At 59.6% G+C, this 15265-nt stretch carries 12 protein-coding genes; 4 read left to right on the forward strand and 8 right to left on the reverse strand.

All coding sequences use genetic code 11. The features are described 5' to 3' along the window. Nucleotide 1: 1 nt before the first annotated feature. The 3 genes from AC58NV_RS05310 to gcvA all read right to left on the reverse strand — a co-directional run bounded on the left by AC58NV_RS05310 (nucleotide 2) and on the right by gcvA (nucleotide 3207). On the reverse strand, nucleotides 2-1510 hold the full coding sequence (locus AC58NV_RS05310) for an amidohydrolase family protein (RefSeq protein ID WP_497226177.1): 1509 nt from the start codon (nucleotides 1508-1510) through the stop codon (nucleotides 2-4). Then, nucleotides 1500-2183 (reverse strand): DUF1989 domain-containing protein, encoded by a 684-nt coding sequence (locus tag AC58NV_RS05315; RefSeq protein ID WP_497226178.1) that lies wholly within the window; start codon nucleotides 2181-2183, stop codon nucleotides 1500-1502. The genes AC58NV_RS05310 and AC58NV_RS05315 overlap by 11 nt, the downstream gene beginning before the upstream one ends. 97 nt (nucleotides 2184-2280) lie before the next feature. Further along, nucleotides 2281-3207: a transcriptional regulator GcvA gene (gene gcvA / locus AC58NV_RS05320; protein ID WP_497226179.1), complete on the reverse strand. Its 927-nt coding sequence runs from the start codon at nucleotides 3205-3207 to the stop codon at nucleotides 2281-2283. Between the two features lie 163 nt (nucleotides 3208-3370). On the opposite strand from gcvA, the gene AC58NV_RS05325 reads away from it, so the two are divergent. The 4 genes from AC58NV_RS05325 to AC58NV_RS05340 all read left to right on the forward strand — a co-directional run bounded on the left by AC58NV_RS05325 (nucleotide 3371) and on the right by AC58NV_RS05340 (nucleotide 7961). Then, nucleotides 3371-4900 carry an ABC transporter ATP-binding protein gene (locus AC58NV_RS05325; protein ID WP_497226180.1) on the forward strand — a complete coding sequence of 510 codons (1530 nt, stop codon included), beginning with the start codon at nucleotides 3371-3373 and terminating at the stop codon, nucleotides 4898-4900. Further along, the gene (locus tag AC58NV_RS05330) at nucleotides 4897-5982 is read left to right on the forward strand and encodes an ABC transporter permease (protein ID WP_497226181.1); all 1086 of its coding nucleotides are present in this window, start codon (nucleotides 4897-4899) and stop codon (nucleotides 5980-5982) included. Before AC58NV_RS05325 ends, AC58NV_RS05330 begins: the two co-directional genes overlap by 4 nt. A gap of 3 nt (nucleotides 5983-5985) precedes the next feature. Continuing rightward, nucleotides 5986-6918, forward strand: coding sequence for an ABC transporter permease (locus AC58NV_RS05335; protein WP_366663391.1), 933 nt, complete (start codon nucleotides 5986-5988; stop codon nucleotides 6916-6918). An 89-nt stretch (nucleotides 6919-7007) separates the two neighbouring features. Then, complete coding sequence (locus AC58NV_RS05340) at nucleotides 7008-7961, forward strand: BMP family protein (RefSeq protein WP_497226182.1); 954 nt, start codon at nucleotides 7008-7010, stop codon at nucleotides 7959-7961. Nucleotides 7962-9775: 1814 nt separating this feature from the next. On the opposite strand, the gene AC58NV_RS05345 is transcribed toward AC58NV_RS05340, so the two are convergent. From AC58NV_RS05345 to AC58NV_RS05365, 5 genes are read right to left on the reverse strand one after another with little or no spacing between them, the layout of a single operon-like run. After that, on the reverse strand, nucleotides 9776-11287 hold the full coding sequence (locus tag AC58NV_RS05345; protein ID WP_497226183.1) for an aldehyde dehydrogenase (NADP(+)): 1512 nt from the start codon (nucleotides 11285-11287) through the stop codon (nucleotides 9776-9778). After that, nucleotides 11284-12291, reverse strand: a complete 1008-nt coding sequence (locus AC58NV_RS05350) for a 4-hydroxythreonine-4-phosphate dehydrogenase PdxA (protein ID WP_497226184.1) — start codon at nucleotides 12289-12291, stop codon at nucleotides 11284-11286. The genes AC58NV_RS05345 and AC58NV_RS05350 overlap by 4 nt, the downstream gene beginning before the upstream one ends. A gap of 27 nt (nucleotides 12292-12318) precedes the next feature. After that, nucleotides 12319-13014, reverse strand: coding sequence for a GntR family transcriptional regulator (locus AC58NV_RS05355; RefSeq protein ID WP_497226185.1), 696 nt, complete (start codon nucleotides 13012-13014; stop codon nucleotides 12319-12321). A 1-nt stretch (nucleotide 13015) separates the two neighbouring features. Then, entirely contained in the window at nucleotides 13016-13927 is a 912-nt protein-coding gene (locus tag AC58NV_RS05360) for a dihydrodipicolinate synthase family protein (protein WP_497226186.1), read from the reverse strand. After that, nucleotides 13924-15099, reverse strand: coding sequence for an L-rhamnonate dehydratase (locus AC58NV_RS05365; RefSeq protein ID WP_370002177.1), 1176 nt, complete (start codon nucleotides 15097-15099; stop codon nucleotides 13924-13926). The genes AC58NV_RS05360 and AC58NV_RS05365 overlap by 4 nt, the downstream gene beginning before the upstream one ends. Nucleotides 15100-15265: the final 166 nt, after the last annotated feature.

The raw sequence follows: 15265 nt of genomic DNA on the forward strand, positions 1-15265 counted from the left end.
ACTATTGCGGGGCGTTTTTCGTCAGCCAATCGTCATACCAGCGCTGCAATGCGGATTTGACGGCGGCATATTCACTTGCGCTCAGCCTTTGATCCGCGGCGCGCTGCATGCCGTCGGTGATGTTTTGAAGAATTTTCCTTTCGTCGCACTTTTTAGCTTCGCCGTGCGAAACGGACAGTTGTCCGCCGGTGAAGACGCTCTGGATATCCGTGGATTTTGCCGAGCTGACCAACAGCTCAACCGGATCGATGCCGGGGTCCAACCAGGGCCCTTCAAGACGGTCCAGGCGCAGGACCACAAAGTCAGCGCGTTTGCCGACTGACAGGCTTCCGATGCTGTGATCCATACCCATCAAACGCGCGCCACCCATAGTGGCCATGTCGAAAACATCCTTCGCGGTCAGGCTAGGGTTCGCCCGATCACTTGACCAATAAAGGCTTTGCGCCAAACGCATTTCGGCGAACATATCGTCATCGCCTGCCAGGCTGGTCCCATCCATCCCCAGTGCGAGGTTAATGCCCATCCGCTTCATCAATGGCGCAAGTGCAATGCCGGACCGCAGCCGCAAGTTGGAGCTGGGATTGCACACGATATGCGCGCGTGACTCGGCCACTCGCGCCAGATCTTTTTCGTCCGCCCAGACCATATGCGCCAAGGATAAGCCGTCAGAGAGCAGGCCAGCTTTGCCCAGTTCTGCGATGGCACCCTGAAAACTCCAGGCTGTAGCCGACAGGTGTTGCAGTCGAGACTCCTCGGCATGGGTGTGAATGCGCTGGCCGCTTTCGCGAACCTCCCTGGCGATGTCGCGCAGGGTCTCTTGGCCCGTCCAATGCGGTGCCGTGGGGCCAAACCACACGTCAGCGCATTCAGAAGCCCTGTATTCGCCATGCATCCGGGACAGAAGCCGCACAAAGCTTTCCGGTTCAATACGTGTGCGCGCAACGTGCTGGCGCTGCAGTTTGCATCGCAGAACCTCGGGCAAGGTGGTCAGAAACGACTGGCTTTGCCCGTATGGATGCACAAGCTGGTTGTGCCACCTCTCGCCCGGCGCGATGGCACAGGACAGGCCAAGCCCATTATATACGGCGATTTTGTCCCTTATCTTCGCTTTGGAAATGGCCGCTGTCTGACCCGCGGTGCAGGCATCCACAACAGCCGTTACCCCATTCTTCAGCAAGCGCATTGCCGCGTATTCGGTGGCGAGGCGCGGCGCAACGTCAGCTGCGCCAGCGGAGGCGAAAATCCAAGGCTCTAACAGGTCATCCCGTATCCCTTGGTTGATCAGGTTCACTCCATAGCAATGGTGATGCGCATTCACAAACCCGGGCAGGATCGCAGTGTTTGTGTCCGAGTGCACCCTTGCGCCGGGATAACGTGACTTTAATTCGGCCAGAGGCGCCAAGCCAGCTATTCTGCCGTCTAGAACAAAAAGCGCGTAGTCGTTGTGACTGTGAAAGGCATCTTCGATGATCCAGCGGGCGGAAAATATGTCGCCGCCATCAGCCGTCATGAACAACAAATTCCAGCGCGCTCGGCTTGCCTTCGTCCCCGTTGACTGGAGTGATATCCTGCGGGCAGGCCGACATCACGGCGTAGACTGGCATCTCAGCTTTGAAGGTCATGCTGTCCCCCGGCTTTGACACTGGCGCAGCCCAGGCAAGCCTGCCATCAGGGTGAACTGGGACGTTCATCCACAGATTGAAGGGCGCTGGCACATGCGGTGCTTTTTTCCCGATAGCAAGCAAGGCCTGCCTCAAGTTGTCGGCGCAATTGTCGTGGTAATCAGTGACGCCCAATTGCTTGTACCGGTTGGCATCGCAAGCGGCGATCGTTGTGTCATGAACACCCGGCGATGTGTCTTGGGTCAGCGTCAAAAGAGGATTGCGCAGATTGCTGACCAACCTGTCGCCGACCTTTGGGAAAACAGACAGAAGATCAGTGTGCACATGCGGCATTGACATATATTCATGCAGCTCTGCCGCATTGAACGCCCAGAAATCGCAGACTTGCCAGCCGGTCGGATTGGTGATGGTCAAAGTCTGCCCGGCTGTCAAACGCACCGCGACACCGCAACGTGCTGGCACTGTATACCGTTCTGCAATGACCGGGACGCCGTCGGCAGAGACCGTGCTGTCCAGTGTTTGATTGAAACCATCGGGTTGGGAAGGGTCAAAACTTTGCATGCGCAAGAACTCCTGATTAGGGGTTCAGAAACGCATGCTTCCCGGCAATTTAGAAATGACAAAAACTCAAGCGACGGATTAGATCGTTGCGGACGCGCTAATCTTCAAAAAACCTTTGACCTACGGCGCTGTCGCGAAACTCATCTGCTTGATCCAATAGCCATTCCCGGAACACACGAACGCGTGCACGATTGGCGTAAGTTTCCGGGCAGACGAGAAAATAGCTCTTGTTCTTCAATGCCGTGTCAAAGGGAGCGACCAGCATATTGCGTTCCAGAAAACGCGCGGCGGCCAAAAGGCTGACCAGGGCCACACCATGACCATCGCTTGCCGTCAGCAAGCAGATGTGTTCCTCGGAATAGGTGACATAGGGCTCGACATCACCAGTCTGCAAGCCAGCCGCGTCCATCCAGCGCTCCCAACTCGGATCCGCATCGGAAAACCCGCTCCATTGGTATTCGATCAGACGAGACTTCAGAAGATCTTCGGGGGAACTCAGTGACTTCGCCTTTTCCACGCTGCAGACAGGGGCCACCCAGTCATTCAAGACCCAAGCCACATTGCTGTCAGCATAATCGCCAAAGCCATACCGAATGGCCACATCCACATCGCTGGATTTGAAATCCACCAGCTGATCGCTTGACAGAACCCTTACCGAAATCTCCGGGTATTTCTCGTAAAAGCCTCGCAGCCGCGGGCTAAGCCAATTGGCGGCAAAAGACCCGGTTGTTGAGATTGTCAATGTGCCCGCAAGGTCGTCTTCCTCCAGCGCGAGAGAGGCGGCTTCGATGTTCTTGAAGGCCTCAATGATGTGGGGCGCGTAATTGGCCCCATCCTCCGTCAGTTTCAAGGCGCGGGTCAGCCGGTGGAACAGGGGCACCCCAAGTTGATCCTCCAGCGACTTGATCTGATGGGAAATGGCAGTCGGAGTGACGCATAATTCATCGGCGGCATCCTTGAAACTCAGATGCCGGCAGGCCGCTTCGAAGGCCTGAATGCTTTTCAACGACGGAATCTTCGCCATGACGCGCGGCTTTGCTCTCCTGATGCGATGCTATTTCGTCGCTCTACTCTAACCCGATTGCCAGTTCACATGTGGGCGAAATTCTCAGCTGTGAGGTGAAAACATCTAATTTGAGAAGATAGGGCATTCTCTCTTGAATTTGCGTGAAAGTTGGGAGGTTGTCTTGGATCCATTTTTGAAAGTCACCGGCATCGGCAAGTCGTTTGGCTCCGTTCGTGCATTGCACAACGTCAATCTGCTGGCCTCGAAGGGCGAGTGCATTGCGATTTTGGGCGAGAACGGAGCGGGGAAAACCACGTTCGCAAGCGTTCTGATCGGTCTGTATCAGCCCGATAACGGCGAAATCAAACTGGGCGGAACACCTGTTTCGGTGACCAGCCCAGCAAGAGCAATTGAGCATGGGATCGGCATGATCCACCAGCATTTCAGCCTGGTCGGCGCAATGACCGCCGAAGAGAACATTCTGATCGGCTTGCCCAGCACAAAGAGGGGTGCCGAAGCGCGGGCGCGCATTCGGCAGCTTTGCAGCGACTTTGACTTTAACGTCGATTTCGACATCCGCGTCACGGAAATGCCTGTGGGCATGAAGCAAAGGGTGGAAATCCTTAAGGCGCTGTTTCGCGATGTATCGATCCTGATCCTGGATGAACCCACCAGCGTTCTTGCCCCGACCGAAGTCGCGCCGTTTCTCAAAGGGGTGCGCAAGCTGGTCGCCAACGGCTGCCTTGTCTTTTTCATCAGCCACAAGCTCGATGAAATCCGCGAAATTGCCAATCGCGTCATGATAATGCGCCATGGGCGTGTCGAGGGAGTTCTTCCGGTTGCGACCACGCCCATGGCCAATATGTCAGCGCTTATGATGGGAGAAAAGCCGACCGGCGAAGCGGTCGAGACGCCCAAGGCCAAAAAGGCGCGCAACGACACCAGCTCAGCACCGGACGCTCTGGTTGTCTCTGATGTCTGCCTGACCGATCCAGGCGGCGCGGAAATCCTGCAAGATGTGACCCTCTCCGTGAAGGCTGGCGAAATCCTTGGAATCGCCGGGATCGACGGCAATGGCCAGACGGAGTTGAGCGAGGTAATCACCGGCCTCAAAAGGCAAACCAGCGGCGCCATCCACCTTAATGGCACGGAGATATCAAGCGCCTCCATCGCTTCGCGCATTGCAGATGGCATAGGCTTCGTGCCCGAGGACCGCCATGCCGAGGGCTTGGTTCTGTCGCTCAGTGTCGAAGAAAATATGGCCTTTCGATCCATTGGCGAAGACAGGTTCATGTCTGGCGGTCTGATTTCCCGGCGCGCGATGCACGAGATCGCAAGCGACGTGGTCGCGGCTTTTGACATTAGGCCCCCTGACCCGAAATTGAACGCCTCGGCTTTATCCGGTGGCAATCAACAAAAAATCGTTCTGGCCCGTGAAGTGGCCCGGGCGCGCAATCTCTTGGTCGTCGTACAGCCGACTAAAGGGCTTGATGTCGGCGCAACGGAATTTGTTCAGAACCAGATCCGTGCCGTCGCCCAAAGCGGCGTGGGGGTTCTCTATATCTCCACTGAACTTGAACATGTGCTCGACATCTCTGACCGCGTCGCCGTGATGGCCTTTGGCCGGATCACGGGTGTTGTCGATCCAGAAAACACAACTCTTCAAGACATCGGGCTCTTGATGACTGCAGCGCCGGAGGGGGTACAATGAACAGATTCACCATGCAACGCCGGATTGCGATTGCTTTGCTTTTAGCGCTGAGCGTTGGCGGCGTGCTGATCCTGCTGGACGGGCACAACCCGTTTGAGGCCTATAAGGTTCTGTTTCTGGAATCCTTCCTGAATTACTGGGGTTTCTCCAATACTTTGGTCAAAGCCTCGCCGATGCTTCTGGCGGGGCTGGCCGTGATCATTCCGATGCGCGCCGGTGTGTTCAACATCGGTGGCGAGGGACAGATCTATATTGGCGGGTTGTTCGGCGCCGTCTTTGCTTTGGCGATCCCCGATCTGCCCGGTCTATTGGGCGTGCCGCTGATATTTTTCGCCGCCGCCGCCGGCGGGGCGTTCTGGGCGGCAATTCCTGCGTATCTCAAAGCCTATCGGGGCACGAATGAGGTCATTGTCACGCTGCTGATGAACTTCATTGCGATCCACATCGTCAGCTACGCCGTGGCCGGGCCGCTATTGGCCGAAGGCGCGCCATATCCTTATTCGGAGGAAGTCTCAGAAGCCTATCGCCTGCCTATTCTGATGCCGCGATCTGATACCCATGTGGGCTTTGTATTCGGGCTGGCCATGACGGTCATCTTGTATTTCTGGCTGCGCTTCACGCCATCGGGTTTCCAGCTGGACCTTGTGGGGCGCAATGCGCGCGCTGCGGCCTATGCCGGTGTGGACCAGAAAAAGACCGTCATCCGCGCCATGTTGATTGGCGGCAGCCTTGCAGGCATGGCCGGCGCAATCGAGGTGATCGGGTTGAAGTACCGCCTGTTCCACCTGTTTAGCGATGGCTACGGCTATGACGGAATTGTCGTCGCCTTCCTTGCGGCTCTTAACCCAATTGTCGCGCCTTTAACCGCGCTGTTCCTTGCCGGGCTCTCTGCCGGCGCGGGAACGATGCAACGTGCCGTCGGGGTCGACAGTTCCGTCATCGAAGTGGTCGAGGGGCTCGTCGTGGTTCTTGTCGCCGCCGCCCTCGTGACACCGCGAACCAGGTCAAAATCCATTCTGACACTCCTGGCAAAAAACCTGCGGCTGCGCCGCCAAACACAACGCCAAAAGAAAGAGGCATAGGCTATGATTGATCTTGTTTTGCTGGGCGACGTCCTTGCCGGAACCGCCCGATTGGGTACGCCAATTGCTTTTGCTGCCCTTGGCGGGGTGATCGCGGAACGTGGCGGGCTGTACAACATCGGCCTCGAAGGTCAGATCCTTGCCGGAGCGCTTGGCGCTGCTGCTGGTTCTTTCGCAACGGGCTCCGCCGTGATCGGGCTCGGATGCGGGATCATTTGCGGCCTGATCTCTGGCCTGCTGCTTGGGTATATGTCGATCCGGCTGCGCATCAACCAGCTGGTTGGCGGTATCGCGCTCAACCTGCTGCTGGCCGGACTCACAGCTTTTCTGTCCCGTCAGATATTTGGGGCTCAGGCCGGAGGCGCGCGGGTAAACGGGTTCTCGCAGATCGATATTCCCTTCTTGTCAGATCTTCCCGTCGTTGGCCCGTCCCTGTTTTCCCAGGATCCGCTGTTCTACCTATTGATCGGATTGGCAATAGCAGCCTGGTTCTGGCTGATGAAATCCCACAAGGGTCTGGACCTGCGCGCCGTTGGCGAAAACCCGAAGGCCGCGGACTTGGCCGGGGTGCCTGTCTTTCGCATGCAATATCTCGCGATTGCAGTCAGCGGAGCCCTCGCGGCGCTGGCCGGGGTGCATCTGGTCTTGTCGCAAGTCTATGTGTTTGCGGAAGGCATGAGCGCGGGCAAAGGCTTCATTGCGCTTGCGGCAATCATCTTGGGACGTTGGTCGCCCATCGGCGCGATCTGCGCGGCGCTTTTCTTCGGCTTCTGTGATGCGGTGCAGTTCAAACTGCAATTCACCTCGCCAGAGATTCCCTATCAGCTCTTCCTGATCTTGCCTTACCTCGCATCGCTCATCGCACTCGTGGTCCTCGGCGCCAAGGCCAGCGCACCTGCAAGCGTCGGACTGCCCTACGACCGGGAGCATCGATAAATCTCAGCCGTGACGTGAGAAACCATCGTTTTTCACGTCGCGACCCTCCCGTCACCCTGACAACACATATCCAATATGGGAGAACAACAATGCAATTGAAATCCAAACTATTGGCGGGGCTTGCGGCACTGATGCTGGCCGGGCCTGCGGCCGCTGACGGGATCGAGCGCGCTGCGATCGTTATGCCCGGATCGATTTCTGACAATGGCTGGAACCAGGCCGGTTTCGAAGGTCTCACCAAGGCAGGTGAAGCGCTCGGTTTTGAAGCCGCCTTTTCCGAAAGCGTGCATCAGCCGGAACAAATCGAAGTCCTGAGCGACTACGCCCGCCGGGGATATGACCTTGTGATCGGTCACGGCGGAGAATTCCAGGACGCAGTGGAACGTGTCGCAGCCCGCTTCCCGGAAACCATGTTTATGGTGAACAACGGACTGGGCACCAAAGACAACATTGCCAACGCGGATTTCTATTTCAGCCAAATCGCTTATCTGATGGGCTACGTTGCAGGCTCCATGTCAGACACAGGCACCATCGGCATCATTGCCGCGCAGCAGTTCAAGTTCACGAACGACACGGTCGCCGGCTACGAAGCGGGTGCCAAAGCGGCCAATCCGGAGGTCAGAGTTCTGGTTACCTGGACTGGCGACTGGGATGACATCGCCAAGGGCAAAGAAGCTGCCTTGAACCAAATTTCCCAAGGCGCCGATGTTGTCTGGCCGACAATGGACAGTGCGACGCTGGGCTCCATGCAGGCCGTTCAGGAAAAAGGCGTCTATGGCATCGGCATCTATCGTGATGCGATCAACGAATGGCCGGAAATCCTGCAATCCGCTATTCTGGATGTCCGAGGCAACATGCGGTCCTACCTGGAACTGGCAGCTGCTGGCAAACTGGAAGGTGCGCTCTACCGGGCGGATATGGGCAATGAATTGGCCATGCGGATCGGGTCGTTCCACCCAGATATCCCGGTGGACGTTGTGGATGAAGTCAACAAACTGATCGACGCCATGAAGTCCGGCACTTTGGTTATAAATCCACAATAATGCACCCCTAATAATCGCTCCTCTTCTAACTCTCGCCCCCAGGTCTGGGGGCTTTTTCTTAGTTGGAGAAATCAATGATTGAAGCCTTTCGCTTGTACCGCGTGGGACTGCGTGACCCCCGGTTTCGCCGGAGTCGCTAGGCTTTCTATTGCTGGTTTTCAGTTGGACAATACCCGCCAAGAAAAAATCCAGGACTGCCTAAGATCCAACCATGCAAACGCCAATGAACACGATCCTTGCAAAATTTGTGACCAGGCATCCATGCACATTGCAGCATCGGTCAAACTGGGGCTCGAAGACAGTTTTCGCCGCTTTCGACGCGGAGGTCTGTTCCTGGGCGACGAACGGCAGCACATCGGCCAAGACCCTGGAAGCTCAAGAGTTTACCCCACTTCACCGACGGCTGGGTCCAGAGCGCGCGCGCCAAGGTGATTGCGGCACCGGCATTCGGCGGCAGTGAGCCCAAGATGGGCATTTTCAGAATATGGTCATACGCTAGCTTGGAAAGCTGTGATGAAACGAGCGGGTAGATGGTAGTTCGACTTCTTCAAAATCTGCCAATGACGTTGCTGCTTTTACTAGCTGGCCTTGCTTTTTCACCTGCATCCGGGGAGCAAAGTACTCAAACCAAAACCGTTATAAATTGCTCTCTGAAGAGCGCAGAAGGTGATGTGGTGGAAGCCGTTCTTACGGAAACCGGAGACAACATAGCCTAAAAAGTCAATGAGTTGAATATTAGAGGGTTAGTTCCACTCCGTGGCCACAGTCATTCACCGGCCATTGCTGTTGCCGGTAACATGGATGCTAGAGGCATTTATACTCTAGCCATACATCGGAATTTTTTTCGACCTCATCCCATCGGATTTGACCCGGACAATCCTCCAGCAACTCTGACGGTGCAACAAGCTGATGACAAAGTTGTCCCTACAATAAAGTCGTTTCAAGGAAATTGCAGTTTCAACAAAATCTGAGAAGTCCGCTTTGTCTGCGCTGCGTATTTTCCCGGCTCCAATTTCGCTGCACCCTGCATGAATGGCCGAGTTCTCCGCTGCACCGCAGACCGGTTATTCATGCCAGCGCAGAAAAATCCCTCCACTTTGCTTGTGCAGCACAATTTTGACAGGTCCGGTGTGGGCTCAGACCACGATTTCGCCGCCTGCGGAGCGAACCTCGGCTTCTGAATTGCGAACGACCGCGCATTGATCGAGACTACGCAAAATCAAAGGTTTGGCCCGATCAATAGATGGTCGGTTCCGTTCGATCTGCACCCAGGGCTCTGCTGCACAGGCATTGGGCAGCTTCGAGCCCTACCCGGACCTCTCAAATTTGTGCTGCGAGCGCACGCAGCACGAAAAATGCCGCACCTCCGCGAGAATCTTTTTTGCAACGCGGCGGAGATTGCAGCCGTTCATGTAGGTCGCAGTAAATCTAAAACCGTGAATTCACAGGTCGGCGGACAAACCTGCCTTTCCCCGCCGGCGCGCGATCCTAGCTGCAATTGCGAAGGCACCAGAAGATCGGGCGGACAGCCGGCATTCTCCGCAATCGCGAGCCAACCGGGTGGCAAACTTGGAAGCTGACATTTAATGGGCGGAAGTTTCGTGCTCCGCATTGCACGACCGGTAGCCACCAACAAAGTATCAACGACTATCGGGCTCGGGGCAACAAAGTGATGGTGCCAGGACGTGATCGCCGCCGATCAGGCAGGTAGCCATGCCGACCGCCGCATCGGCCAGGGTTTCAGCAACGGCTTTTTAAAGATCCGTCCTATGGATGGAATAGCCCGTGCCGCCTCGCACGGGCTATTATTGCGTTCAGAGATCTTCTGGCAGCAGCGCCTCGGGCATGTTCTGATAACAGACAGGGCGCAAAAACCGCCGGATCGAAAGCGTGCCGACAGAGGTTGCACCGAAATTTGTTGAGGCCGGGTAAGGCCCGCCATGCACCATGCTGTCCGCCACCTCGACCCCGGTGGGAAAACCGTTGACCAGCACCCGCCCGGCCTTGCGTTCGGCGATCGGCAACAGCGCACGGGCCGCATCCGTGTCGCCCGCGTCCATATGCAGGGTCACGGTCAGCTGGCCCTCCAGCCCGCGCGCCAGAATTTCCATCTGCGCCGTGTCCGCCACCCGGACCACCAGCCCCAGCGGGCCAAAGACCTCTTCACCCAGGGTGTGATCCCGCAGATAGGCCTCGGCGGTGGTTTCATACAGGTTGGGCCGCGCGCTGCGCCCCGCGCTGTCAGTAACCAGCACCGGACGCACCGCGCCCGCAGAGTCAAAGCGCGCCTTGCCGTCGCGGTAGGCCTGCGCGATGCCGTCGGTCAGCATCACCTGCTCCGGCGCCTGCTCCAGCGCCGCGGCGGCGGCCTGCACCAGCGCATCGCCCGCAGGTCCTTCCGCCACCACCGCAACACCGGGGTTGGTGCAGAACTGCCCCGCCCCCATGGTCAGCGAGGCCACCCAGCCTGCGCCGATCTCGGCCCCGCGGACGGCAGCGGCTTCGGGAAGCACGAACATCGGGTTGACGCTGCCCAGTTCACCAAAGAACGGGATCGGCTCGGGGCGCTGCGCGCAGAGGTCGAACAGCGCCCGCCCGCCCGCCAAGGAGCCGGTGAACCCCACCGCCTTGATGAAGGGATGCTGCACTAGCGCCTGGCCAACATCGCGCCGCCCGCCCTGGATCAGCGAGAACACCCCGGCAGGCATGCCGCACGTCTGCACTGCCGCATGGACGGCCTCGGCCACGATCTCGCCGGTGCCGGGATGGGCGGAGTGCCCTTTGACCACCACCGGGCAGCCCGCAGCCAGCGCCGCCGCGGTGTCGCCGCCCGCGGTCGAAAACGCCAGCGGGAAGTTCGATGCGCCGAACACCGCAACCGGGCCGATGGGGCGCTGCACCATGCGCAGATCCGGGCGCGGCAGCGGCTGGCGGTCGGGCAGCGCCTCATCATGGCGGCGGTCCTGATAGGCACCGTCAAGGATATGCTGGGCAAACAGCCGCAGCTGGCCGGTGGTGCGACCACGCTCGCCCTCCAGCCGCGCCTCCGGCAGACCGGTCTCCTGGCAACCGATCTGGGTGATCGCCTCGCCGCGGGCCTCGATTTCGTCTGCGATGGCGTTCAGAAAGGCGGCGCGGTCGGCGCGTCTTGTGTAGCCATAGCTCCAGAACGCCTCCTCCGCCGCCTCGCAGGCCTGCTCCACCAGCGCCGGGGTGCCGCGGCTGAAGGCATGCGCCGGGCCGCTGGCTGGCTCCGACTGGAGGGTCTCGCTGTTGGCGACCCACTCGCCCGCAATCAGATGTTTACCATGCGGTTGAAAGCTCATGCCGCGTTCTCCTTTTCCCAGTTGCTGACCATCCTGCAGGCGATCTCGAAGGCGGCGCGAGTGGCGCCCACATCCGCCTCGCCGCGGCCCGCGATGTCAAAGGCGGTGCCATGCGCCGGGGTGGTCACCGGCACCGGCAGCCCGCCCTGTACCGTCACGCCGCGGTCAAAGCCCAGAAGCTTCAGCGCGATCTGGCCCTGGTCGTGGTACATGGTCACCACGGCGTCGATCTCGCCGCGGGTCACCTTCAGAAACACTGTGTCCGAAGGCAGCGGCCCGGTCACCGCCATCTGGCCACCCGCCATGCGGGCCACCGCCGGTTCGATCACGTCGATCTCCTCGCGGCCGAAATTGCCGCCGTCACCCGCATGCGGGTTCAGCGCCGCCACCGCGATGCGCGGCCGCGCGTAACCGGCCCGGCGCAGGGTGCGGTCGATCAGATGGGTGGCCTCCTCGATCCGTTTCGCGTCGATGGCATCGGCCACGTCCTTCAGCGCGATATGGCTGGTCACCCGGCTGGTCCACATGCCGTCCAGCGTGTTCAGCTCGGAGATATAGCCGCTGACGCCCAGCTTTTCGGCCATGTAGTGCAGTTCGTCCGAATGGCCGATCCCGGCCATATGCATCGAGGCCTTGTTGAAGGGTGCAAAGACGATCGCATCGATTACCCCCTGCTGCACGAACTCCAGCGCCTGATCCAGCACCCGCAGGGTGGACCGGCCAGAGGCCTCGGTGCTTTCGGCCAGCACCACCTCGTCCGGGCTGATGGTCTGCATCTCGTGCAGCGTGAGCCCGTCGAAGGCGGTCCAGTCCGCAGCGGCGGCATCCACTGCCGTCATCTCATGACGCAGCCCGGCCTGCGCCTGGCCCAGTTCAAACACATGGCGGTCGCCGATCAGCAGCACATCGGCCTCCGCGATGCAGTCGTCGGCCAGCAGCCGGGCAACCAGTTCCGGCCCGATGCCGCTGGGGTCACCGGGAATGAGTCCAATCCTTGGGGACATGTCTACTCCGTTTCGTCGGCCCTGGCGCTAGTCGCGCGGGGCATTTCTGATGTTGGTCACAGCCGAAGCCAGATGGCGGCGCAGGGCTGTGGAGGTGGTCTTCGCATCGCGCCGGCTCAGCGCCTCGACGATTGCCCGGTGTTCGGCAAAGGTCTGCTCACGGCCCGACTGGCGCTGCGAAGACTGGAAACGCGCCCGCCACAGGCGCGCGTTGTATTTCTGATGGGTATCGATGAGCGGCGCATTGCGGCTGGCCTGCACGATGGTTTCATGCAGCTCCATGTCCAGCCGGAAGGATTCCAGCGGTGTCAGGCTGCCGTCCTCGGCCTCCATCCGCTGCTGACAGTCGATCACCTTGGCGATCTCCTCCTCAGTGATGGTGGCACAGGCCAGCTCGCCCGCCAGCGCCTCCAGCGCCCCCATGACGACCAGGTTCTCCTCGATCTCGCGGATCGGCGGGTTGGCCACCTGCGGGCGGCGGGTGACGGAATACTCCACCAGCCCGTCCTGCTCCAGAATGGTCAGCGCCTTGGTCAGCGGCGTGCGGCTGATGCCCAGTGCCGCCGCCAGATCGCGCTCCGAGATATGTGCCCCGGCGGGCAGCTTCTCCAGCAGGATCAGCTCGCGCAGCTTGTCGGCCGCAATCTCGACCAACGTGGCTCGCGGGCGCGCCAGGGCCAGTTCACTGGTGTCCAGGTCCGAGATTTCAGCCTTCTTGCTCATGTCATTTGCCCCATTTCAGCACCACCGGATCCAGCGGCCGGATCAACCGGAAAAGAGCCTCCTTTGTCTGCGAATGCAATGGCGCGATGGGGTGGCGGCAGAAATCCGAAGCGATCACGCCCCCCTCGACCATCGCCGCCTTGGCCGAGCGGAAGCCGCATTGGCGGTTTTCATGGTTCACCGCGGGCAGCACCCTGGCATAGGCCGCGGTGGCCGCATCCAGATCTCCGGCCGCGAAATGATCCAGCACCGGTTTGATCTGATCGGGGATCATCGCGCTGGTCATGGCACCGGTCGCGCCCGCCTCCAGATCCGCCAAGAGGGTGATCGCCTCTTCGCCGTCGAACGGGCCTTCGATCGCGTCGCCGCCTGCGGCTGCCAGGTCGCGTAGCTTGGCCGCGGCCTGGGGGCATTCGATCTTGAACAGCTTGACCATCTCGATCTCGCGCGCCATCCGCACCAAGAACGGCACCGGCAGATCAACACCCGACAAAGGCGCATCCTGCACCATGATCGGCAGGCCCACCTCGCCCACGCGGGCGAACTGCTCGAACGTCTGCTCGGCCGAGCCCTTCAGCAGCGCGCCGTGATAGGGTGGCATCATCATCACCATGGCCGCGCCGCGGTCCTTGGCATGCTGCGCGCGCTCCACCGCGATCTGGGTGGCGTAATGGCTGATGGTGACGATCACAGGCAGCCGGCCTGCCATATGCGCTAGCGACACTTCGGTCAGCTTGCGGCGCTCCTCGTCAGTGATCAGGAACTGCTCGGAGAAGTTGGCCAGGATGCAGATGCCATCGCTGCCCTGATCGACCATGCAGTCGATGACGCGTTTCATGCCCTCGTAATCCACCGTGCCGTCCGGGCTGAACGGGGTCGGAGCGACGGGCCAGATGCCGGAATATTTGGTCATTCTGTGATCTCGAAGTTGTGCAGGTGTTTGTCGGTGATTTCGATGCCAAGGCCGGGCTTGTCGTCGTCCAACTGCAAGAAACCGTCCACCGCCTCCGGGTCGCCCTCGAAGATGTAGTAGAACAGCTCATTGCCCACCTCGACGTCGAACACCGGGAAGTATTCGGCGATCGGGCAATTCACATTGGCCATGGTCAGGTGATAGTTGTGCATCTGCCCGGCGTGCGGGATCACCGGGATCTGGGCGGCCTCGGCGATGGCGTTGATCTTCTGCGCCGCGGTGATGCCGCCGACGCGGTTGGTGTCATACTGCAGCACGCTTACGGCCTTGCGATTGACTAGCTCGGCGCAGCCGATGACCGAGAATTCATGCTCGCCGCCCGAGATCGGCACGATGTTCATCGCGTTCAGCTCGGCATAGCCCGCCACATCATCGGCGATCACCGGCTCCTCCAGCCAGCGCGGCTCATACTTGGCCAGCTTGGGCAGCATCCGCTTGGCGTAATCCAGGTTCCAGCCCATGTAGCATTCCAGCATCAGGTCCTTGTCATAGCCAATGACCTCGCGCAGCGCCTCGACCCGTTTCAGGTTCTCACGCATGCCCGCCATGCCGTCCTTGGGGCCAAAGCCGAACCGGGTCTTGTAGCCGGTGTAGCCGTTCTTCATCGCCTCTTCGGCCTCGGCCTGCATCGATTCAACCGAGCCGGAGTAGAGCTTGGAGTAATAGACCGGGATCTTTTCCTTGGTGCGCCCACCCAAAAGCTTGAACACCGGCTTGCCGGTCAGCTTGCCCATCAGGTCCCAGATCGCGATGTCGATGGCGGAAATCGCGGTCATGCCAATGCCCTTGCGGCCCCAGGCATGGCTGCGGCGGTACATCTTCTCCCACAGATAGGCGTAGTCGAACGGGTCCTCGCCGATCACCAGGGGCGCATACCAGTCATCAATCGCCTGTTTCACAACCGTTGGCGCCAGGGCCGCGTTGCCGATGCCGATGGTGCCGTCTTCGGTCTCCACCTCGCAGGTCAGCCACTGGTGAAAACGGAAAGACTCCATAGCATCGCCCTTGATCCACAGGGCGTCCGAGGCGTTGGTGCAGAAGTTCCCGGCGGGCGGAACGGTCGGCCCCTTCCAGCTCCAGACACGGGTTCGAACGGATTTAATCTTGGTCATTCAGGGCTCCCATTTCTCTCACTTGGCGGTGTGTCCGGCACCGGCCGGGACACGAATCATGTTGACTTCTGTTTTAACATGGCAATGGTGTTTTGGAATGCCAAAATGCTAAAGTGCCGAAAAACGAGGAGGAGGCGGCGCAGCGCATAACCCGGCTTTCCGCCAG

It is taken from the genome of Leisingera sp. ANG49 (genome assembly GCF_059694505.1).